The organism is Lactobacillus helsingborgensis (assembly GCF_000970855.1).
In the GTDB taxonomy this organism is placed as follows: domain Bacteria; phylum Bacillota; class Bacilli; order Lactobacillales; family Lactobacillaceae; genus Lactobacillus; species Lactobacillus helsingborgensis.
In genome coordinates this window covers 412,469-434,625 of sequence record NZ_KQ034047.1, presented here as the reverse complement: position 1 = coordinate 434,625, position 22,157 = coordinate 412,469, and the positions used below count along the sequence as shown (strand labels likewise).

At 37.5% G+C, this 22,157-nt stretch carries 17 protein-coding genes; 8 read left to right on the top strand and 9 right to left on the bottom strand.

What is annotated here, in order from left to right; all coding sequences use genetic code 11:
* The first annotated feature begins 23 nt into the window (after positions 1-23).
* The 3 genes from JF73_RS07885 (at position 24) to JF73_RS09730 (ending at position 4,305) form a co-directional block, all read left to right on the top strand.
* Positions 24-1,985 carry a beta-glucoside-specific PTS transporter subunit IIABC gene (locus tag JF73_RS07885; RefSeq protein ID WP_046327726.1) on the top strand — a complete coding sequence of 654 codons (1,962 nt, stop codon included), beginning with the start codon at positions 24-26 and terminating at the stop codon, positions 1,983-1,985.
* 15 nt (positions 1,986-2,000) lie between these two features.
* Positions 2,001-3,446, top strand: a complete 1,446-nt coding sequence (locus JF73_RS07880; protein WP_046327725.1) for a glycoside hydrolase family 1 protein — start codon at positions 2,001-2,003, stop codon at positions 3,444-3,446.
* Between the two features lie 247 nt (positions 3,447-3,693).
* On the top strand, positions 3,694-4,305 hold the full coding sequence (locus JF73_RS09730; protein WP_046327724.1) for a PBECR4 domain-containing protein: 612 nt from the start codon (positions 3,694-3,696) through the stop codon (positions 4,303-4,305).
* A gap of 301 nt (positions 4,306-4,606) precedes the next feature.
* Here the strand turns inward: JF73_RS09730 and JF73_RS07870 are convergent, their stop codons facing one another.
* The 3 genes from JF73_RS07870 to JF73_RS07860 form a co-directional block, all read right to left on the bottom strand.
* Complete coding sequence (locus JF73_RS07870) at positions 4,607-6,328, bottom strand: ABC transporter ATP-binding protein (protein ID WP_046327723.1); 1,722 nt, start codon at positions 6,326-6,328, stop codon at positions 4,607-4,609.
* Positions 6,329-6,733: 405 nt separating this feature from the next.
* Complete coding sequence (gene vprA, locus JF73_RS07865; RefSeq protein WP_046327722.1) at positions 6,734-8,173, bottom strand: vinyl phenol reductase; 1,440 nt, start codon at positions 8,171-8,173, stop codon at positions 6,734-6,736.
* A gap of 4 nt (positions 8,174-8,177) precedes the next feature.
* On the bottom strand, positions 8,178-9,419 hold the full coding sequence (locus JF73_RS07860) for an MFS transporter (protein ID WP_046327721.1): 1,242 nt from the start codon (positions 9,417-9,419) through the stop codon (positions 8,178-8,180).
* 105 nt (positions 9,420-9,524) lie between these two features.
* On the opposite strand from JF73_RS07860, the gene JF73_RS07855 reads away from it, so the two are divergent.
* Entirely contained in the window at positions 9,525-10,427 is a 903-nt protein-coding gene (locus JF73_RS07855) for a LysR family transcriptional regulator (protein WP_046327720.1), read from the top strand.
* Positions 10,428-10,491: 64 nt separating this feature from the next.
* Here JF73_RS07855 and JF73_RS09865 read toward each other — a convergent pair whose 3' ends face one another.
* The 4 genes from JF73_RS09865 to JF73_RS07840 all read right to left on the bottom strand — a co-directional run bounded on the left by JF73_RS09865 (position 10,492) and on the right by JF73_RS07840 (position 12,682).
* Complete coding sequence (locus JF73_RS09865; RefSeq protein WP_257011517.1) at positions 10,492-10,623, bottom strand: hypothetical protein; 132 nt, start codon at positions 10,621-10,623, stop codon at positions 10,492-10,494.
* Positions 10,624-10,709: 86 nt separating this feature from the next.
* Positions 10,710-11,042, bottom strand: coding sequence for a type II toxin-antitoxin system PemK/MazF family toxin (locus tag JF73_RS07850; protein WP_046327719.1), 333 nt, complete (start codon positions 11,040-11,042; stop codon positions 10,710-10,712).
* A complete protein-coding gene (locus JF73_RS07845; protein WP_052727785.1) occupies positions 11,036-11,287 on the bottom strand; it encodes an AbrB/MazE/SpoVT family DNA-binding domain-containing protein in 252 nt (83 codons plus the stop codon). The genes JF73_RS07850 and JF73_RS07845 overlap by 7 nt, the downstream gene beginning before the upstream one ends.
* Before the next feature lie 156 nt (positions 11,288-11,443).
* Positions 11,444-12,682, bottom strand: coding sequence for an MFS transporter (locus tag JF73_RS07840; protein ID WP_046327718.1), 1,239 nt, complete (start codon positions 12,680-12,682; stop codon positions 11,444-11,446).
* Positions 12,683-12,831: 149 nt separating this feature from the next.
* On the opposite strand from JF73_RS07840, the gene JF73_RS07835 reads away from it, so the two are divergent.
* A complete protein-coding gene (locus tag JF73_RS07835) occupies positions 12,832-13,761 on the top strand; it encodes a hypothetical protein (RefSeq protein WP_046327716.1) in 930 nt (309 codons plus the stop codon).
* Positions 13,762-14,023: 262 nt separating this feature from the next.
* On the opposite strand, the gene JF73_RS07830 is transcribed toward JF73_RS07835, so the two are convergent.
* Complete coding sequence (locus tag JF73_RS07830; protein WP_046327715.1) at positions 14,024-17,014, bottom strand: glycoside hydrolase family 31 family protein; 2,991 nt, start codon at positions 17,012-17,014, stop codon at positions 14,024-14,026.
* Between the two features lie 156 nt (positions 17,015-17,170).
* Here JF73_RS07830 and nagA point away from each other — a divergent pair, with 156 nt between their 5' ends.
* From nagA to JF73_RS07815, 3 genes are all read left to right on the top strand, one after another.
* Complete coding sequence (nagA, locus tag JF73_RS07825) at positions 17,171-18,325, top strand: N-acetylglucosamine-6-phosphate deacetylase (RefSeq protein WP_046327713.1); 1,155 nt, start codon at positions 17,171-17,173, stop codon at positions 18,323-18,325.
* 213 nt (positions 18,326-18,538) lie between these two features.
* Positions 18,539-20,182, top strand: a complete 1,644-nt coding sequence (locus JF73_RS07820) for a malolactic enzyme (RefSeq protein ID WP_046327712.1) — start codon at positions 18,539-18,541, stop codon at positions 20,180-20,182.
* 6 nt (positions 20,183-20,188) lie between these two features.
* A complete protein-coding gene (locus JF73_RS07815) occupies positions 20,189-21,154 on the top strand; it encodes an AEC family transporter (protein WP_046327711.1) in 966 nt (321 codons plus the stop codon).
* Positions 21,155-21,254: 100 nt separating this feature from the next.
* On the opposite strand, the gene JF73_RS07810 is transcribed toward JF73_RS07815, so the two are convergent.
* On the bottom strand, positions 21,255-21,692 hold the full coding sequence (locus JF73_RS07810) for a GNAT family N-acetyltransferase (protein WP_046327709.1): 438 nt from the start codon (positions 21,690-21,692) through the stop codon (positions 21,255-21,257).
* Between the last annotated feature and the right edge of the window lie 465 nt (positions 21,693-22,157).

The following is a 22,157-nucleotide window of genomic DNA, read 5'->3' as shown; positions in this document are numbered from 1 at the left end:
GGTTTTGATTTTTAGGAGGAAAAATGGCTTACGAAGATCTAAGTCGTGAAATTATCGCCGATATTGGTGGTAAAGACAACGTAGTCAGTGTAGTTCACTGTACTACACGTTTACGCTTTAAATTAAAGGACATGAAGAAGGCAAATGATGACAAGCTAAAAGCCACTGATGGCGTAATATCTGTTGTCAAGTCTGGTGGACAATACCAAGTCGTTATTGGTAATAATGTCGCTGATGTCTATGATACTTTGGTTAAAGTAGGTGGCTTCGCAAATGGCGGCAGCGTTTCTGATGATGACGTTGACAACAGCAATATGAGCTTAGCTGATAAATTTATTGACTTGATTTCCGGTATTTTTAATCCGCTTCTAGGTGCAATGTGTGCTGGTGGTATGATTAAAGGCTTTAATGCAATGTTTTTGGCTTTTGGCTGGCTATCAACAAATTCGGGAACTTATGTCATCTTGAATGCTATTGGTGACAGCTTGTTCTACTTCCTACCTGTCATCTTAGGTATTTCTTCAGCAAAAAAATTTGGTATCAACACATATCTAGGTGCCACTATTGGAGCTGCCCTTTGTTATCCTTCAATTGTGTCGATGGCAAGCAGTAAAACTGCATTATTTACTGTCTTTAAGGGCACATTCTTAGAAGCACCGGTTCACATGACTTTTTTGGGCATTCCGGTAATTTCAATGAACTATACCACCTCGGTTATTCCAATTATCATTGCGGTCTGGTTTGCTTCCAAAGTGCAAAAGGTTGCCCGTAAGATCATTCCAGATGTTGTTAAAACTTTCTTAGTACCATTTATCGTTTTATTAGTTACTGTTCCAATTACATTTCTTGTTATCGGACCGGTTGCAACTTGGCTAGGTAACGGAGTTGCGGAAATTGTCAGTGCAATTTATAACTTTAGCCCAGTGATCGCTGGTATCTTAATGGGTGCTTTCTGGCAAGTCTTTGTCATCTTTGGCGTTCATTGGGGCTTTGTGGCAGTTATGATGACTAACATTGCTGCTATGGGCTTTGACCCGATTATTGGTTTATCATTTGCTGCATCATTTGCACAAACTGGTGTAGTTTTAGCTATGATTTTCCAAACTAAAGACGAAAAGACTCGCAGTATTGCTATTCCAGCATTCGTATCAGGTATCTTCGGTGTTACCGAACCAGCTATTTATGGTTTAACATTGCCACGTAAGAAGCCATTCATTCTCAGTTGTATTGCTTCTGCTGTTGGTGGCGGCTTAATTGGACTCTTTGGCACAAAAACTTATTTGATGGCTGGAATGGGTATCTTTGCAATTCCTTGTGCTATGGGTAAAAACGGCATTGACATGGGTGTCTATGGCTTAATGATTGGTATGGCTGTAGCAATCGTCTTAGGTTTTGCCCTACAAATGATTTTTGGTAAAAAGAGCGTTGATGGTAATTTGGCAGAACAAGCTGCTGTGAGTGCGACTGCTACGTCAGCCGCAACAAATGATTCTGCTAATTCTGACACAGTTAAGGCAGAAGTTTCGTATAATAAGGAAGAAGAATTAGTTGCGCCAATCAATGGTCAAGTTGTTCCTTTAAGCGATGTTAAAGATGAAGTCTTTTCCAGCGGTTCAATGGGTAAGGGTATTGCAATTGAACCTCAAGAAGGCAAGGTTTGCTCACCTCTTGATGGAGAAGTAGTCATGGTTTTCCCAACTGGACATGCAATTGGTCTTAAATCGACCAATGGTGCAGAAGTAATGATTCACATTGGCATGGATACCGTTGAACTTGAAGGTAAAGGCTTTACAACCTTAGTTAAGAAGAGCCAAGCTGTGAAAAAGGGTGACCCACTAATCAAGTTTGACATGGAAGCTATTAAAAAAGCCGGCTTTAAGCTGACAACTCCAATTGTCGTTACTAATTCAAATGAATATCAGGAAATTACTGCAATTGCCGATGGTCCAATAACTATAGGCACTGCTTTATTAGATTTAAAATAATGAGAGGAGTAAATCATGGCTACAAATAATTTTCCTAAAGGATTTTTATGGGGCGGTGCTACCGCTGCTAACCAATTAGAAGGTGCATACCAAGAAGGAGGCAAGGGTTTATCTTTGCCTGACGTTTTACCTGGTGGCAAAGACAGAATGAAAATCATTGCCTCACCTGATTTTGATTTTAAGATAAACCCAGACTACGTTTATCCTAATCATATTGGTATTGATCACTATCATCATTACAAAGAAGACATTGCGCTTTTTGCTGAAATGGGCTTTAAGTGCTACCGCTTTTCAATTGCCTGGTCTAGAATTTTTCCTAATGGGGATGAAGAAACTCCTAATGAAGAAGGCTTGAAGTTCTATGACGCTGTGATTGACGAGTGTTTAAAGCATGACATTGAGCCTGTAATTACTATTTCACATTATGAAATGCCGCTACATTTAATTACTGAATACGGCAGCTGGAAGAACAAGAAGCTGATTGACTTTTACGAGCGCTTTGCCCGCACCGTTTTAACCCGTTACCAAGATAAGGTTAAATACTGGATGACTTTCAACGAAATCAACAGTGCCGCTCACTTCCCAATTATGGGTCAAGGTCTCACCATCAGTAATGGTGCTGGCGACAAGAAGAATGTTTACCAAGCTTGGCATAACCAATTTGTTGCTAGTGCAAAGGCTGTTAAGATTGGTCATGAACTTAATCCTGATATGAAAATTGGCTGCATGATTTTATATGCTACAACATACAGCTACGATTCTAATCCTAAGAACCAATTGGCTTCATTACAAGACAATCAGGCTAATAACTTCTTCTGTGCCGATGTTCAAGTTAGAGGACATTACCCAGCTTACACTAAGAGTTTATTGGCTCGTCAAGGAGTACAGTTGGCAGATATTGACTACAATGATGAGGAATTGGCATTATTAGCCCAATATCCAGTTGATTATATTGGTTTTAGTTATTACATGTCATCTGTAGTTGATGTTACCCATGAAAACCAAGAAACTACTAACGGCAACTTGATGGGCGGCGTTAAGAACCCATTCTTAAAGAGCAGCGATTGGGGCTGGCAAATTGACCCAACGGGTCTCAGAATTGCCCTGAACCAACTATCAGATCGCTATCAAAAACCTGTTTTCGTTGTTGAAAATGGTTTGGGAGCTGTGGATAAGCCAGACGAAAACCACTATGTTGCAGATGACTACCGGATTGATTACTTACGTGAACACATCGAGGCTATTTCTCAAGCTATAGACGATGGTGTTGATGTTATGGGTTACACTCCTTGGGGCTGTATTGACTTAGTCAGTGCTTCAACAGGTGAAATGTCCAAGCGTTACGGCTTCATTTATGTTGATGAAGACGATGAAGGCAACGGCAGCTTTAACCGTTACAAGAAAAAGTCATTTGACTGGTACAAGAAGGTAATTACTACTAACGGCGCTGATTTAGCGTAAATGCCTTGATTTAAAGGTTGACTATTAAATTAAGACAATGTATCATGATATATGAAAGCAGGTAACTAGAGTATCTGTTAGATGTTGATTTGAGATGGGTGGATTGGACTTAGTTGCACTCACTCAAGGAGTCTTAATAGGGTTGTGTGTGAACACCTCAAGCCAATAGTAAAACACTCATTGTTGCAAATAACAAAGGAACTCTTTAAAGGAGTTCCTATTTTTTTGAAAGAAATATCTAAGATAGATGCACATACACAGGAGAGGGCAAGATCTTTTACAAGTTGCTGCAAGTGAATTCAATAAGCTAATTGGAAAAAAGGTTAAATTAATATTAGGTCGTAAAGGAAGAAGCGAAGAAGTAACAATAGTATTTGACTCTAGTGATTTCCATCATTTAGCAGGTTTACATAAGTTAAAAGATATACAAGTTGTATACAAGAAAAACGCCAAATTAGTTTTTAATGATATCTTGAAGGGGAAAATAGGTATTAATGATATTACCAAGTCTACATTTTTTCCGGATATTGCTGAAAGAATAGAAATTATAAGTCAGATAAATGATATTTTTACTAAGGACAACCTTGTTTTTAAATTCTCCAAAATCAACATTTTAAATAGTAAAATTTTATGGCAATATCTGTTGGAATTTATGACAGTTCAAGGCTATCATGGCTACTTATTTTTAAATAAATACCGCAGACAACCTGGTAATTATGTTTGCGTAACAGATTTTAAAAAAAGAAAAGATTATAGTTTAGGTCAAATAAACATGACGTTATTGCAAACAACATTAATTGATGGTGCACAACAAAAAATTATTTTCAAAAATCCGTCCTATAACTCTAATATGAAATGATTCCCAAGTTAATTTAAATTGTACTGCATAATAAAAAGCTGGTTTCAGTATTTACCTGAAACCAGCTTCTATTTATACTAAATTAACCACAAATTTAAATCGGAGTTTAGTTGTCAATTTGTTCATCTATTACTTTTAGTCATTATATTTACTAAATTTGGTCATGCAAATTTAGTAAATTGTTCTACTTACCGCGTGCAATTATCGAAATAAACTTATTTAAGTTCAATATGAAAATTAATAATGTTTTCTAAAATCAAAAGTGGTCATCTTAAAGAACTAACAACTCACATGTTATGCACTAATTATCAATAGTTAAGCTGCACAGATTATATAAATCACCTTTTTGCTTCATTAATTCATCATAAGAGCCTTCTTCAGTTATTGTGCCATCTTTCATAAAAATTATTGCATCATATTTTTGCAATAGATTAGGATTTAATTTGTGGGTAACTACAATTGCGGTCAGATCTTTGACTGCTAAAATAGCATTTTCAATCTCCGTCGTGTTTTTTTGATCTAAAGATGATGTTGCTTCATCCATTAGTAAAATAGGGGTTCTTCTGATCAATGCGCGAGCGATAGAAATTCTTTGTTTTTGTCCGCCAGATAGTTCTTTTCCTTCTTCACCAACATTCATTTTAATTCCGGCAGCATTATTGTCTACCAGTTTTCTTAAACCTGATTTATTGATGGCTTCATTTAGCTCCTGCTTAGTAAAGGATTGTCCCAGAGTTATATTATAAGCAAGTGAATTATCAAAAATGTAAACATCCTGCTGAACAATGTTTATCAGATGATAAAGTGAAGAAAGATTAATTTGATTAATATTCACATGATCTATGCTAATACTACCATTATTAGTCAGCTTGTAATATCTCATTAATAATTTCAATAGTGTAGTTTTACCACTGCCTGACATGCCCACAAGCGCGTATTTTTTACCTTTCTCAATATCTAAGTTAATGTTAGTTAGCACCTTTTTTCCTACTTTATTTTTTTGGGGATAAGAAAAACTGACGTTAGATAATTCAATCTCATGCTCAAACTTACTCAATTCCAAGTAGTTGCTATCGTTTTTTACTGGAGTATGTAAATTTTCTAATAATTGATTTAAAGTCTTAGTGGCAGCTAACCCAGCTTTTTTATTGTTCAGCTCAATGCCTAATTTACTCAGCGGCATCACAATAAAATTAACTAATTGGACAATTGCTGTAACTGCACCAATACTTGTACTTCCATTAATTACCATGAACATACCTAGCCCATAAGCTACTAGAAAAACTAAGTATCCTGAAAAATTTGAGATTGATACTGAAACGTTGTTTATTTCTGACAGAGAAAATTCACTATCTGCACGCTTGTTATTGCAATTTTCAAATTCTGTGCTTATCTGTTTTGCAATATTAAAGCTTTTAATTACTAAAAAGCCTGAAAAGGCATCCTTCACTTTGGAAACATACGCGTTCTGCTGAGTTAAAGCAGCATTTTGCGTTGCCTGCATTTTTCCACCTAATAAATTCAAAATAAAAATTGGCGCTAAGCTGACTATTAACACGGCTATTGACAATTTCCAGTTAATAAAAAACATTCCCATAATTGAAAAAAGCAACAACGCTGAGTTAGACGCGATATTAAAATATGACTTGATATATTTTTCCTCAATAGTTGAAATAGTGTTTGTCATAGTTGCTAAAAAATCCCCCACGCTATTAGCGCTGAATTCATTTAAATCACTGAGGATAATCCTTTTAAAAATGAATTTCCTATATTTCTTACTAAAATTATTAACGAATTTGTTTTTGGCCCATTCACTAATAAAGACTGACAGTGCTAAGAAGATACACACTAGCAAACAGGCAAAAATTGCCAATTTTAAATCATTTACATTACGGTCAATGCCTGCATCAATTAATCTTTTTAATACGAGAGCCAGCAATAAGTTTATTAACGGGTAAACCACGGCCGAAAAAATTATTGCCAGTGAATAATTAAGGTGATCATATTTTTTAAAACTTTTCATTAATATATACATCCTCTCTATTTTAAAAAAGCATCATCAAAAATATATAATTATTTTAAATTTCTCTACATCTGTTCACTATACGCTAAGCATTTTATAATTGGAAGATATATTTTAAAATAAAGTTATATTTTCTAAAATTATAAAATAATAGTTAGATTAATTATTGATGTTGAGAATCATAGAAAGGTGTTTTCAAACTAAAATTTGTCAAAATTAAAAATATTTCTGACTAGCTGTCTTTAGTTTTTTACATCCCTTTGTCACCAGCAAATACAGGTAATTTTTAATAAGCTTACCCAAAATAAATGCAAAAATTAGAAAAGATTACCGCTAAAATAAAAACCAAACTTTTCAATAAGAAAGTTTGGTTTTGTTTTCTAATTATCTTAATTAGTGATTATTTTATAAATCAGCTGTCAAATTTTTAACAGCATTTCTGGCTGAGTAAACACAGTAGCCGGCATGACTACCAGGAACTTTAACTCCATAGGTATCGCCATAAATTACGCCTGAGCCATCACTGCCGATTGCATATAAATGCTCAATAGGCTGACTCTTGTTGTCTAAGACTTCATTATGCAAGTTGACTTTTAGACCATCTCCGGTAGTAAAAGCACCAACGCCCAATTCTATTGCGTAAAATGGTCCTTGTACAACTGGTAGGAGAAACTTTTTATCCTTGCCAAAATCAGTGTCAACGCCTTTTTCAGCAAGATCATTATAATGATTAACCGTTTCTTCCAGATTAGGAGCAGCGATCTTCTCTGCCAGTTCTGCTAGCGTTGAAGCAGAATTCATAAAGTCATAGTTCTTAGCGATAGCCTCTTTTACATTTTCACGTAAGTGCGGATAATTTGGCAGTTCATAAAATGGGTGTAAATCTAGCGGGAAACCTTTATCAGTAAAATCATCAATAGTCTTTTGGTCTAGAATGGCAAAAACGCGGTCTTGCCGAATCATAGCGTTACCCTCGTTAGCCCAGTTACTTACGCAATCATATTCATTGGTAAAACGATTGCCACTTTCATTTACCCAGAGAATAGGCTCGTCACAAACAGCGCTACCCAGATCCCATGTTGCAAATTCGTAACTCGGAGTTTGCGAGTCGTGAATCTGACCGCCAAAGTTCATTGTCATGCCGGTAAAGAAGTGTTTCGCCCCCTGTTTCCATGCCATTTTGAGACCGTCACCGGTTGACTTGCCGGAATTAACGGGAACGATCCGTTCAGGATTAAACTTGTTGGCATTTTCCATTATTTCTGGATTGTTTAAATATCCACCAGTAGCTAAAATTACGTTTTTAGTTTGTAAAGTAATTTTCTTGTCGGCAGCTAAGTCTTGGGCAATCACAGTCCAACTGCCGTCAGCATCATGCTTTAAGTCAACTGCCTGAGTAGAAGTTTTAATCGCAATATTATTTTTTTCAACATACGGCTGTAAAGCTTCATGGATTGCTTTGTTCCCATGACCTGTGAATAAGTGCCAAGTTGGCAAATCAGTGCCCATTTCCGTAACTTTGTCAAACTGAACGCCGTGCTTTTGGAGCCAGTCAACATTTTCTGCAGAGTGGTCAATATAATGGCGCCACATTTCATGATCAGCTTTGTAGTGTGAATAATCCATTTCCAACTGGAGAATTTGCTCACGCTTAATATCAATTCCTGCCTCTTTTTGCAATTTAGATTCTGCCGCAAAAACACCTTCAACATAATTACCAGTTCCGCCAGTAGTTCTGCCTTTTTCTAGTACTAGGGCAGTTAAATTTCTGTCTGCAGCTTCTGTGGCTGCAGCGAAACCTGCAAGACCGCCACCGATAATAATCACGTCATATTTTTTAGTCATAATATTATTCTCCTTTATTTTCGAATCTTAAGCGGAATTTTGGCCCAATTATAGGGATGATTAAAGCAATGAAATAAATTATTGCTACTACAATGAAAACTACTATGAATGAATTGCTGCCTTCATAAATGTAACTAAATACTGGAGTGGCAAATGCGCCTATCACACCTGTGATGGCACTAACATTGGAGTAACCAATATCAAAAGCCGGCCCAAACATTTCGGCTCCAAAAACCTGTTCACCAGTTCCCATGACCGTAGCACAAGCAGTAGAGAGAAGGGCAGCGGAATATAGAAGAACGAAGGACTTAGTTTTAGCCGCGAGTATGAATAGCATCATTGCTGCTATTGGGCACATTAACCACACGGCTACAGCTCTACTGCCCCATTTATCTGTAGTAATTCCAAAAAGTGGGGTAATGAAGATTTGGGTTGCACTAACTAGGGTAATAATAAAACCCCCAGCAGTAGGTCCAAAACCACTACGAGTTGTGAAAACCGGAATTAAACTTTGAATATTGCCTCCAAATTCGACCAAAGCATAGAATAGTAGAACTAAAACAAAAGCCGCTGAAAAAACGACAGTCTTAGTTTTAATTTGTGGCGCTGCTTGCTCAGGCGCAGCAGTGGAATTGTTTTGAACTTGATCAGCTCCGTATGCTTTAAGTCCTATGTCTTCAGGTCTTAATTTCATGATGCAGGCGCCAAGTAAACCGATAACCAGGCTAATACCGCTCAGTGTTAAAAGTGCTGAGCGCCAACCTAATTTAGTGATTAAAATTGAAGTAAAAGAACTGGAAAACATTAGGTAAATGGAAACAACAACAGCGCATAATGAAAAAGCAAAATTTTTCTTAGCGATAAACCAATTATTGACTAAAATGCCTTGGACAATGTATCCCGTGAAGGCACAGCCTAGCCCAATGACTACGGCGGTTAAATATAAAACAACCAGATTGCGGGCTTGTGATAAAATTGCTACCGCTGCTGCCGTCATAATTACAGCCAGAGCCAATGCCCAATTGAATTGAACTTTTTTAATAAAGTGCCCTACTAAAACAAACCCAAATGACATGGAAATGATAGTAATGGTCATAAAGTACGAGACTGCCGATAATGGTGCATGTAATGCGTGTACTAAAGGATCCAAAAACAGACTCATCATGACAGTATAGGTATTAGCTATAACAGCGCACATCAGTCCAGAAAATAAGACGATTAACCACGGATAAATTTTCTGTTTCATTTATTAAAATTACCTCCTTAATGAATTTAATCACATAGTATCATTGCTAAAGGCGCTTTCTTAACGCATAATGGAATAAGGTAGTACCAAAAGGAATAATAAATTATGAATTTCTCACAATTGCGTTGCTTTATCTATGTTGTTGATAATTTAAGTTTTACCGTGGCAGCCCGTAAGTTAGACTTTTCTCAATCTGCTGTTTCTAAAAGCATTAAGGAACTGGAAAAAGAAGTTAATGTGAAATTATTAGATCGTTCACCGCATAAATTAATGGTGACTGCTGCCGGCAAATATTTTTATCAAATTGCTTTAGATATTTTGAAAAAAAGAGATAGTGCAGTAGATTACATGCAGCATAAGTCGGTTGCTTCTGATCTCACTCACATAAGGATAGGGATGTCAGCTAATCCCTTGGAGCACTACATCATTCCTTTGTTCTTGCAAAAATTTAACTTGCAATATAAAAACTATGATTTTACTTTTATTATTAATTTTCTAGTAGATTATTTATCCCAATTGCAAGAGCGTAAGATAGATATGGCACTTTTAACTAGTGACGTCATTAAAGACTCAGACGATGTCATTTTCAGACCCTACTTTCCAGTCAAATATTGGGTAGCATTACCTTCCGGTCATCCTCTAGAAAGGTACGAAGCTATTACTTTTAGCCAACTTTATCAGCAAAAAATTCTTCTGCCATATACTGACCGCTCTTTGCCTGATATATTCCGCTTAAATCAAACTTTTTTAACTAAGCTCGGTCCCGATCAGATCAAATGGGTGGATGAATACTTTTTAATGTATGATTTTATTAAAGCAAGACAGGGTATTGGGATAATCCCGAATTTTTGCATTAACAAAAATATTAATTTTGTCTCCTACCGTCCTTTAAAATATAAGAGTAATTGTTCTTACGGCTTGACTTATCTTAAAGACGGTAAGCCGCATAATATTGGCTGGATTAGCACTGCACTGGAACAGGTAATTAAGGAAAACATTATTAACTAACAATAAAAAAACTGGTTTCAAATAAAGATTGAATACCAGTTTTGCTTTTATAAGTTTAATTTTTTCAGGTGTTTTCTTGCACAATTTTTTGCAACTGCTTACTATATTCAGTCATGCCGATTAAGGCAAACTCTTCTATTTGCCTTGCGCTATTATCCAGATAAAGCTGTTGGGGATCAAAATGATAGTTAATCATGTTCTCCAAAAATAATAAAGTCATCTTACTAAAGCAGGTTAGTGGCCGAGTGTGAATCTCATGGGATTTTTCCACCAACTGCTTGGCTAATCTTTCTGAAAAACTACTTTTACAATTTTGAGTATCTTTTCCATATAGTCATCAGGTAGTTGCTCTAAATATTGAAATGATTGATTATGATAATCGATTGTAACTAGCTGGTCTAGCATGACTACGCCTTTTGTTTGAGATACAGCAGGTAATTCTTGATATAATGGGTAGCGTCTTTTAGTAGTAGATATAGGAGCAAACACAGCAATATGAGCGTATTTTTCAACCCCTTTATAGCTTAAATATAAATAAGGTCGTTTGCCAGATTGTTCATGCCCCTGTTTAGGACTTAAATCCATTAATAGAATAGATCCTTGCTTAATTACCATCTTTCATTTCCTTTTCTCTCATCTGGTAACTTAATTTCGGTATCAAATTCTTCACCTGAATAATCTTTAAAAAGTTCTTCAAAAGTTAAATCAGTTGAATCATCTTGCTTTGACATTATTACTTTGTTGTCCTCAATTTTAAAGTTTAACTGATCTCCTATAGTAGCGTTTAATGCTTGCAAGACTGCTTGGTTTAATCGGATACCTTTAGAATTACCCCATTTAGATATAGTAGCACGAATCATAATTTCCCCCCATAAAAAATAAACAATGTATATCCTGAAATGTAATAAAATTATACAATGTTTATCTATGGAGATCAAGCAAAACAAAAAAGCATCCTGAACGAAATATGATGTGACCACCAAAATTAGGATACTTTATTAGTTGTAAGTTAGTTCTTATTTATTAGGACTTTTTCTTAAACTGAAAAAGATAATGAGAATAAAGTTAATCAGTAGGGTAAAGCCTGTAGTCCAGAAAACTGTAGCATAGTTGAACAGTCCCGAGATAGTGGAGCCCATGATTGACCCAAACACAGAGCCAACTGCTTGGAAAGACTGATTGTAGCTAAAGATACGACCAAAGCTTTCGGCTGGAGTGTTCAGAGTCAAAACGGTCTGTGCTGCCGGTAACATGGCAGCACTGGCAATTCCGAGCAGAAAACGCAATCCTGCCAGCACCCAAGGTGAGTGTGTCAAAGCCATAGGAATAAAGAGAACAGCTCCTACAATCAAACCTAGGCGTAATATCTTCAGAGGACCAATTTCATCCATTTTATGACCAATTTTGGAAGCAGCTAGCAATGTTCCCAGTCCCGGTGTAGCAGCTACGACGCCCGCCACAAATGCGATGTTTTTGCTATTAGGCATCATTGATTTAACGTATAAAGAAACAATTGGATCAATTGACATGTTGGCAGCTTGAACTAAGAGTGTGGTAAAGAACATCACCACAATCAATTTAACGTTGGGTAGAGAACGCATAATTTCCTTCATCGGCTTCATTTCTGCTCGAGAAATTGGAGTGAAGTTTTCGTGAACTAAAAAAGTTGACCCTAAGAAAACGAGTACCATTAAAAAGCCGGTGATAAAGAACGGAATGCGGTAACCCCAGACTCCGCCGAGCCAATTGCCAAAGAAGTTTGACAATACCCCACCTAAAAGTGGACCTACCAAGTTTCCTGCCGTACCGGCAGTCATCATTTGGCTCATGACCCAGCCACTTTTTCTATGAGGGGTTTCTCCCGCAATTAAAGCAGTGGCATTATTAATGTATCCAGAAAAGGCACCTTGAATAAAGCGCATGACGATAATATAAAGAGCATTAGGTGCAAAACCGGTAGCAGTGATGGTTAAGGCCATCACACCGGAGGCACGCATACACATTAATTTACGTCCTTTTCTGTCGGCTAGATTGCCCCAATAAGGTGAAACTATTGCTTGGGCAATAAAAGTCATAGCAAACGCAAGGCCGGAATACATACTAATCTGTAATTTGCTATAGTTTCCCAGGTCAGCGATAAATAATGAAATGAAGGGCATCGTCATGGAATAGCCCATGCCTGTGATAAAGCAGCCTAGCCACAAAGTAACAAATGCCTTGTGCCAGCCAGCTGGAAATTTGTCGGAAACTGTCAAAACGTCCTCGCTTTCTTTTTAATATTTTCCTAAAAAATACGATATCTTTTATATTTTAGCACAATAAATTTGCTAAGAATTTGCTAAATAGATGATATTTTCATCTTAAACATGATAGGATATTATTTCTGAAAGGAAGAGATGCCGGTATGGAAAGAGATTCACACATAACAAGGCAGGAATATCGCCAAAAACACAGCCAAAAATCTCGGTCTAATGCAAAAGTGACTTCTAAGGTAACGCTCAAAGAGCATAACAACCTTCAGACTCGTGCTGATTACCGTCATTTGAAGCTAAACTTCTGGGATATATTTGCAGACCGACCATACGTTGCGGTGGCAATTGTGGTACTCGCCATATTTTTGATCATGGCTAAACTCTGGTGGCTGCTGGTTGTACTTGCGATCGTTGTTGCAATCGGTATCTTTGTAATTGGTCGCAGCCACCACCCTGACCGTGTACTAAGTTTAGAATTTAAGATGAAGTCGTCCAGAAAACTAAGCATGTTGCGGGCATTGCAATTTGGTGGCTCAATTGTGATGTTTTTAGCTACTTATATGAAAAAAGTAGTTACCGTTAATTTCACTACAGCTGGCTCGACTGATGGCTTGCAAATAATTCAGGGAATATTGTCTAATCGTGGCGGTGTATATGGACAACAGGGATCGTATTTTCTGAGTTTATTGAATACCTTAACCGGCGGACAATTGTGGGGTAAATACCGTTATGCCACTAATAGTGCCCAAATGATGAGCAGTGGCGCAGGACGACTAATTATTATGTGGGTATTGCTTTTGATGATTGCCCCAGCATTTTGTGTTTTAGCACAATTTTTCCGTGAACCATATTCACGTAACACGGCTTTAGTAGCTTCAATCATAGCGACTGTAAGTTTTGTGTTAACCCCGCGTTTACTAAGTAAGTGGATTGTAGAATATGCGGTAGAAAATCGCATGGCCAGCAGCCAAGCCCAAGCTGCTATCAGCGTGGGACCAATGGCTTACGTTGCGATGCTTTGCGCGCTTTTAGTTTTGGTTATTTCTGTTTACCGGGTCATTAAAAAGGACAGGTTCGTATAGTTACCCAGTAGACTTAAGGGAAACAGCTTGTTCTTAGTTTAATATCTAAACTAGTTAGCATTAGTGCTGGTACTATATTGGTGCCAGTTTTTTTGTTTGAAATAAATTTCAAAAAATGAAACGGAGAACTCAAGTTATCCAGTTTATTTTTCCGTTACTATCAGCACCCTAATTTATGTTAGTGCAATAAATACACTGCTTAAAAGGAAATTTTAATTTTAATGTAGGAAATCAATTTTGAGGTATTATTTTTTAATCAGTTCTACCTTTTTGCTCTAAAAAAGATAACTTCTCGAGCCGCAAGCATCTCTTGGGAGGACTGGTAAATAGTGAGACGAACTTTTTGGGCGCGTACATCCCGCATTCCCACTACTTTGTTTTTAGTATCAGGTTTCCAGTGTAAATTATCTGCGTAAGTGGTAAAGTTTACGCCATCACTTGAAACAGCAATTGCCAGAGCCAATGGTGCTCCTTTATGGTCAATATTACGTGGCACATAAACCATCCTGCTTAATTTTTCTACTTTTTCAAAAGTAAAAGTTAGTTCCAATGGCTGTTCATGTGAGGGGCTTTGTTCAGTTTGCCATTCGCTTGCCAGCTTAAGATCGGTTAAGTAGGAAAGAGGATGGTTTTCTTTGCTGGCATAGTTACAGTCAACTTTAATATTTTCTATGGCATAATCTTTAGCAGCGTGCTTAGTAATAACTCCAAAAAGATCAGACCATTCAGAAACCTTGTTTCCAATCACGTACCGCATTCTAATGATGTAACGGGTATTAGGCGTTAATTCATGAAAAGCAAAATTTTTGCCGGTAATACCCACATAGAGCAGGTTATTAATTTCAATTTGAACGGCACTGTTGTGCGGCCAAGCAAGTTCGAAAGAATGTGCGGAAATTTTACTTGAATCTACAGCTGGCAATTTAGGCGACGGCAATACGCCACTGGTAATTTCATGAACTAAAACATTTTTGCCATACTGCATATTATGAACACTAATTTCTATTTTAGTAGTTGTAATATCACGTTTGGCCAGTTTAATTTGTAAAGCAGACTGCTTATTCTTTTGATACTGTCTAAATTCATCTAAGCCGTAATTGACATTATAAAAAATACCTTCGTGAGCATGGTTAAAAGCATCAATTGATCCGTATTCCTGCACGGGGACAATTTGATCATTAATTTTAATGGTTACGCGGTCAGGGTAAGAATCACACATAATAGTCAGTTCAGTGGGCTGCTCTTTAAATGCATCAGGCACTTCTTCTGCAACTGGTTCAATAGTTACACGTAGCTGCTCGTTTTTAACTTGGCTGGAGATTCTAGTAAAAGAAGCACCATTTTCAGAATTAGCTGAAGCGGTATTATTATAAATAACAGTTTCACTTTGTTCTTGGGGATAAAGGAGAAAATTGCGTTTGCCCCAGTCAAAAATACTGCCGCTTTTAACAAATACTGGTAAATGCCAAAGTGGAAATAATAAATTATTGTAAACTTTGCCACCAGCGTATTTCTTCCCGGTAAAAAGATCAATCCACATCGACTTTTTGCCCGGTAAATATAAGTTATCCTTGCGTGAATTTCCTTGCTCATCTTCACGCCCATTGGTAATTGGCGCTACCAGTATATTGTGTCCCAGCATGAATTCGTTACCAAATTGGGAAGTATAATTGGCTTTTTCATCGGGGAAATCGCTAAATAAAGGACGCATAATGGGCTCGCCATCTCGGGCTTGTTTATTTAGTGTACACAAGTAGTTGGTCAAATGTTGACGTAATTTAAGATAAGCTAAATTGATTTCCGTAATTTTCTTGTTATAGGCAAACGGATTTTTGCAAAAATCGCCTTGATCATCAAAGTAAAATAGCAGCGGAGTAAAACTTTTCCATTCAAAATCGCGGACATTGATTTGGGCATTGCCGCCGCCCTGAAGACCATCAATTGCTGCGCCGACTAAGGGTTGGCCAGATAGATTTGCTCCAAGCATCCCGGCAATTTGGGTAGTAATATTATCCCAATTGCCACCTATATCACCAAAGATAAGCGCCGCTGATTTTTGCATTCCTGTTGAGCCGCTTCCAGCCAGCACCATAGGTTGTGTTAAGTGAGACTCACCTTGCAGTTGTTTAGCATCATGGTTAGCAGATTGAGCATCAGTAAAAGTGAAAGCAGTTTTGGCCGGCAGTTCGGTTTCACTTTGATGCCAAAAGCCGGGTTGAACGTCCTGATTGAGCGCATAGTCATTAAAGAACTCTAAGGCATGGACATTGTTAGTTTGTACAGCATAGTTGGGAATGAACCAGCTTAAAGGAAAATGCTGCGCATGATATTGGTCAATCATTGCGCGCGCAGAAAACTGATAATTTTCTTCCCCATTTAGTGAGGCTTTACCCGAAGCGGCATCTTGATCTTTTGTCCGAATATAATAATTGTTGCCAATTTTACAGGCATTGCGTTCCTGCGCCTTGCTTGGTTGCCACAGAGTTGTACAGAAATCACCAATGTGACCTAAGCCAAAGGCATATTCTGGTAACATTATAGGTTTACCAGTTAAAGTGTAGTAATGCTGCAAGATCTCCTGTGGGTTACTACCAAGTAAATAAAAGCAGTCAAAAATCTTGTCCTGATGAGTGAGGATAGTTGTTCCCGGAGTACTTTTGCCGAAATCATAAATTCCTGGTTGGTTTGTGTTTCTCAACTCTCCGTAGCCGGCGTTTGACCAGAAAAATGGCACGGGCATAATGACGCCGCCTTTTCCGGTTATCTGATCATGTTTGATTACTATTCTGTGACCTTTGTGACTAAAATAGCCGTTCTGCAAACCGCCACCATAGAAAAATTCATTTTTATTTTCTGCCAGAAATTCTGTGGTGCCATCATTACTTAATTCTAAAGGCAGTGATTGGTGCATTCTGTTATGGTGGAGCGTTTCATCAAAAATGCTAATTACTGCCGGGTTTTGTGCCCAAATAATCTGATATTTATCTGAATGAATGATTAATGAATCATTGGTAGCTCTAACCTGCGAACGTTCAAACGCCGAATGGTCAAATTGCGCTAACTGAATAAGTTCAGTCCGATTTTCATTGAATTCTTGTGTCGGGTCAAGCAAGAGACGAAAAATGCCGTTAGCCAAGATGTAAAAGTGCGCAATTTCGCCAGTTGCAAAGTGTAATTCATAATAGTTTTCACATTTGCTGGCACCTGTAAGTGCCCCTAATTGATGTTTGTTTGTTTGCGTATTTTGGATCATGATATTTGCTTCCTAATTAGTTACCTATACCACTATTATAACTAAAAAATTAAAACTTTCTGTACTAATTAAGATTGAACTGGAAATGATTGGTAGATTAAGCTAGAATTAAACTGGCAATATCCAATTTTTCTTTTAAAAGGAAGGCAAAAAACTATGACTTATTATATTCATGCTGATAAATTCTTTCTTAAAAATGTGACAGAAGAAGGGGGTTATCTGGAAGTTCAAGATAATGGTAAGTTCGGTTTTTATTATACAGAAGACGAGAAACCAGCAGGTAAAATTGTCGATTATAGCGGCAAATGGATAGCTCCAGGGCTTGTTGATACTCATGTTCACGGCTCGCTAAAAGAAGATGTAATGAAAAGCGATTGGACGGGTATTAACCGCTTGTCAGAAGGCTTTCTACGTTCTGGTGTTACCAGCTGGCTACCAACTACTTATACTGCCGGTGCTGATACTTTATCCCACATTTGTCAGATGTTTGGTAACCACAAGGGTGAGGAAACTGGTGCCAAAATTCAAGGTCTTCATTTTGAGGGACCTTACTTTACTGCGGAACACGCTGGAGCAGAAAATCCGAAATATTTACTCGACCCAGATATTAATCAATTTAATGAGTGGCGTGAGCAATCAAAGGGCTTGTTAAACAAAATTTCACTTGCGCCCGAGAGAAAAGGTGCTAAAGAATTTATTCGAGCTGCTGTTAATGAAAGTGTAGTTGTTTCTTTAGGTCATTCAAGTGCTAATTTTGCAGAAGCCAAAGCTGGAGTTGAAGCAGGTGCGACCATGTTTACCCATACTTTTAACGGGATGCCGGATCCATCTCACCATGATTCATCAATTTCTAATGCAGCTCTGGCTTTACACAATGTTACGGCTGAATTAATTTGTGATGGCCACCATGTCAAAAAAGAAATGGTACAAGCTTTAATTCAAGTCAAGGGTGCAGAACATATTTGCCTAATCACTGATTGTATGGAAGCCGGCATGATGCCAGACGGTGATTATATGTTAGGTGAATTACCGGTTTATGTTAAAGACGGTATGGCACGCCTTAAAGATGGTAACAATTTGGCCGGCAGCATATTGCAGTTAAAGACCGCTGTTAAAAATCTGGTTGACTGGAATATTGCTACACCGGAAGAAGCAATCATGATGGCTTCTTATGTCCCGGCTAAAAGCGCACACGTTTTGGATAAGTGCGGTACAATTGCACCTGATAAGGATGCTGACTTTTTGGTGTTAAATCCAGATATGACTTTAAGTGAAACCTACTTAAATGGCGAATCACGCTACAAGGCATAAAATACTCTGTAATTAAATTTTACAGAAAAACCAGTTTATTAAGTTAAACTGGTTTTTTATTTTCATAATTATTCAACAAAAGTATATTTTAATATTTTATATATACTATACAATATTACTATAAGCTAAATTCTTTGCACTTTTAACTTGCTGGTTATAGTCTAATCATATAGTACGTGCTAATAATAATTAACTAGACGGAGAGTGGAAAAAATGACTAAAACAGGACAAGACAGGTTGAATGATCCGTTTTTGAACAGAGGTACTGCTTATACAAAAGAACAGCGGGAAAAGTATCATTTGGTGGGGATGCTGCCACCAAAGATACAAACATTGGAAGAACAGGCTCGTGAAGTTTACTTGCAATATCAGGAAAAGTCTTCAAACCTTGAAAAACGTATTTTTCTGATGACAATTTTTAATACTAATCGTGTACTGTTTTTTAAAATTTTTAGTGAACATGTTACTGAATTTATGCCAATTGTGTATGATCCGACAATAGCTGAAACTATTGAAAATTACAGTCATTTGTTTGTTAACCCCCAAAACGCCGCATTTCTGTCAATTAATGAACCAGATAAAATTGAAGAAAGTTTAAAAAACGCGGCAGATGGACGTGACATTAAGTTGATTGTAGTCACTGACGGCGAAGAAATTTTAGGAATTGGTGACTGGGGTACTCAAGGCGTCGACATTTCTGTAGGTAAGCTAATGGTTTACACCGCAGCAGCTGGTGTTGACCCTGCGTGCGTACTGCCGGTAGTTCTTGATGTTGGCACTAACAATGACAAATTACTTAATGATTCGCTCTACTTAGGCAACCACCAGCGTCGGGTGAATGGAGATCCTTATTATCAATTTGTTGATCGCTTTGTGCAAACTGTAGAAAAGCTGTTTCCGGGACTATATTTACATTTTGAAGATTTTGGCAGGGATAATGCTGATAATATTTTAAAACATTACCGTGATCATATCTTAACATTTAATGATGATATTCAAGGCACTGGAGTCATTGTTTTGGCGGGTATCTTGGGAGCATTAAAGATTAGTGGACAAAAACTAACTGATCAAAAGTATGTCTGCTTCGGTGCTGGTACTGCTGGTACGGGAATAGTTGAGCAGGTATATTCTGAGATGTTGCAAGCAGGTTTGCAACCTGAAGAAGCACGTAAGCATTTCTACTTAGTAGATAAACAAGGTCTGCTCTTTGAAGACACCCCCGACTTAACACCAGCGCAGAAGCCATTTGTTAGAAAACGCTCAGAGTTCAGTAATGCTGATCAACTTAAGGACTTAAAGAGCGTTGTGCAAGCAGTTCATCCTGATATATTAGTGGGAACTTCAACCCGTTCAGGTGCTTTTACTCAAGATATTGTGACGGAAATGGCAACTCATACCGAGCGACCAATCATTTTCCCATTGTCAAACCCAACTCAATTAGCAGAAGCAAAAGCAGAAGATTTAATTCATTGGACTAAGGGCAAAGCCTTGGTAGCAACCGGTATTCCTGCCGATCCAGTTGAATATGAAGGAACCAAGTACGAAATTGGTCAAGCCAACAATGCTTTGGTTTATCCAGGACTTGGTCTTGGTGCTTTAGCAGTTAATGCTAAGATTTTAAGTGATGAAATGATTAGTGTAGCAGCTCATTCACTTGGCGGTATTGTTGATTCCAGTAAACCAGGTGCAGCCGTGTTACCACCTGTGGAGAAACTAAATGTCTTTTCCCAAACTGTAGCAAAAGCTGTGGCTAATAAGGCGATTGCTGATCATCTTAACCAGAATGATTATCAAGACGGTGATAAGGCAGTGGCTGCCCTTCGCTGGGCACCCGAATATTCAGATGAGCAGGAGTGAGAATAAATGCAAGCCTTTATTACTTCATTAACTAGCGTCGTTGAGCTGTTACTTGTAATTGCTTTAGGGTATTGGCTGCGCACCAGTGGCAAGCTGGGCGATCAGTTTAAAGGTAATATTTCCTATTTAATTATGAATATTGCTTTACCAGCTTCAATTTTTGTTTCGGTCTTAAAATACTTGAACCGGCAAAAATTGTTTGGCTTAACAGGCGGATTGATCTATGCCATTATCTGTTTTGCTCTCAGCTATTTGTTTGCATGGATATTATGTAAGGTTTTGCGGATCCGCAAAGGCCGCCGCGGTACTTTCATTAACGCCATTACGAATGCCAATACTATTTTTATTGGGTTACCGCTAAATATTGCCCTGTTTGGGCAAAAAAGTATGCCGTACTTTTTAATTTATTATGTGTTAAATACGGTTTCTACATGGGCAATTGGTGTCTTCTTCATTTCCAGTGATGATCCGACCGCGCAAAAGAACAAGCAGCAAAAATTCAACTGGAAAAAGTTGTTGCCAGCGCCATTAGTTGGTTTTCTAATTGCCTTAATTTGCTTATTGGTTGAAGTACCAATTCCCAGCTGGATTACGGCTGTGTTAAGTATGGTCGGCGGCATCGTCACCCCAATGTCACTGATCTATATCGGTATTATATTGGCAGATGCCGGTTTGAAATCAATCCACCTCGACCGCGATACTATCTGGGCATTACTTGGTCGTTTTGTCTTAGTCCCGGCTTTGATGATGATTTTAATCTTTGTTGGTGCAAATTGGCTGCCGACTTTGACAAGTTTGGCTAAACAAACTTTAGTGGTGCAGTCAGCTACTCCAGCCTTAGCAGTTTTGCCAATCTTAGTGGGTGAATCACATGGGGATGTGCAATATGCCACCAATGTTGTGACCACCTCCACAGTTTTATTTGTAATTGTCGTACCACTGGTTTTGGAAATTACCCAAATACTAATATAATTAATGAGAATTTTATGTTATAAAAACCTGTCTTTGATCATGTAGATAAGGCGGGTTTTTGTTGGGAAAATTTAAATCATTCTCCTATGTTGCTAAGCCGCTAATTTAATTTTTTACCAAATCTTTTTTGCATTTTATTGCTGGTATAACCGAGTTTTTCATAAAATTGATGGGCACCTGTGCGTGATTCTCCGGAATTTAATCTGATTTCTTTCATTCCTAAAGCTCGAGCTTGTTTTTCCAAAGTATGCATAAGCTGACTGCCAATACCTTTTTTCTGCACAGAAGAATCTACGGCTAAAGCTAAAACATTGAACATGGGGTCAAAGTAGGTTTCTTCAAAAATTTCTGCATGTAAATATCCCTCAACCTTTTTGGTATCTTCATCTTCAAAGACCCAGAGATAGTGATGTTTGGGATCATTTAGCAACTTTTTAATGTTAGCGGCCGTTTTTTCGACAGGATAATCGTAACCTAGTTCAATTTGATTGATTTTTTGAATAGTAGGACTGTCAGCAACTTGGCATTTTCTAATCATAAATATTTCCTTCTTATATTTGCTGTTTTGCGAGTTAAAAATATTTTAGCGCTCTCACTGATAATTAGGAAGGCTTTGTGTGTCAAGATATAGTTAAAAACTAATAAGTTTAGCTTTATGACGGTCATAGTTTATTTAGCTAAGGATAATTAAAAAAACTATCTTTTCTTGTTTTCAAAAATGAGGAAAGGCATTTACACGGTGATTTTTCCAGATGTTTCAGAAGCTGTAGATGAAGATAAAAGGTTCTTTAAAGCTCTGACAATGGTAAAGAAGGTTTAGAAGCCTCATACTAGCATTCCTATTGAAAAAGTGGTCATTAAAGTTGTTGCTTATGTTTTAGCTGATATGAGTGAAGATAACGAGATTACTAAGTCTGCTACTATTAAGAAAAAATTTTTACTCCAAGAGATTTAGCTATTGAGGGTAAAAAAGGCAGACATAAATTAATAACTAAATAAGATA

Bases quoted from the DNA above. Each gene is read 5' to 3' on its own strand.
- vprA (WP_046327722.1), bottom strand. From the start codon at position 8,173: ATGACTAAAAAATATGACGTGATTATTATCGGTGGCGGTCTTGCAGGT.
- nagA (WP_046327713.1), top strand. From the start codon at position 17,171: ATGACTTATTATATTCATGCTGATAAATTCTTTCTTAAAAATGTGACA.
- JF73_RS07870 (WP_046327723.1), bottom strand. From the start codon at position 6,328: ATGAAAAGTTTTAAAAAATATGATCACCTTAATTATTCACTGGCAATA.
- JF73_RS07820 (WP_046327712.1), top strand. From the start codon at position 18,539: ATGACTAAAACAGGACAAGACAGGTTGAATGATCCGTTTTTGAACAGA.
- JF73_RS07810 (WP_046327709.1), bottom strand. From the start codon at position 21,692: ATGATTAGAAAATGCCAAGTTGCTGACAGTCCTACTATTCAAAAAATC.
- JF73_RS07845 (WP_052727785.1), bottom strand. From the start codon at position 11,287: ATGATTCGTGCTACTATATCTAAATGGGGTAATTCTAAAGGTATCCGA.
- JF73_RS09730 (WP_046327724.1), top strand. From the start codon at position 3,694: ATGCACATACACAGGAGAGGGCAAGATCTTTTACAAGTTGCTGCAAGT.
- JF73_RS07835 (WP_046327716.1), top strand. From the start codon at position 12,832: ATGGAAAGAGATTCACACATAACAAGGCAGGAATATCGCCAAAAACAC.
- JF73_RS07815 (WP_046327711.1), top strand. From the start codon at position 20,189: ATGCAAGCCTTTATTACTTCATTAACTAGCGTCGTTGAGCTGTTACTT.
- JF73_RS07885 (WP_046327726.1), top strand. From the start codon at position 24: ATGGCTTACGAAGATCTAAGTCGTGAAATTATCGCCGATATTGGTGGT.
- JF73_RS07850 (WP_046327719.1), bottom strand. From the start codon at position 11,042: ATGGTAATTAAGCAAGGATCTATTCTATTAATGGATTTAAGTCCTAAA.
- JF73_RS07830 (WP_046327715.1), bottom strand. From the start codon at position 17,014: ATGATCCAAAATACGCAAACAAACAAACATCAATTAGGGGCACTTACA.
- JF73_RS07860 (WP_046327721.1), bottom strand. From the start codon at position 9,419: ATGAAACAGAAAATTTATCCGTGGTTAATCGTCTTATTTTCTGGACTG.
- JF73_RS07855 (WP_046327720.1), top strand. From the start codon at position 9,525: ATGAATTTCTCACAATTGCGTTGCTTTATCTATGTTGTTGATAATTTA.
- JF73_RS07880 (WP_046327725.1), top strand. From the start codon at position 2,001: ATGGCTACAAATAATTTTCCTAAAGGATTTTTATGGGGCGGTGCTACC.
- JF73_RS09865 (WP_257011517.1), bottom strand. From the start codon at position 10,623: ATGATTAACTATCATTTTGATCCCCAACAGCTTTATCTGGATAATAGC.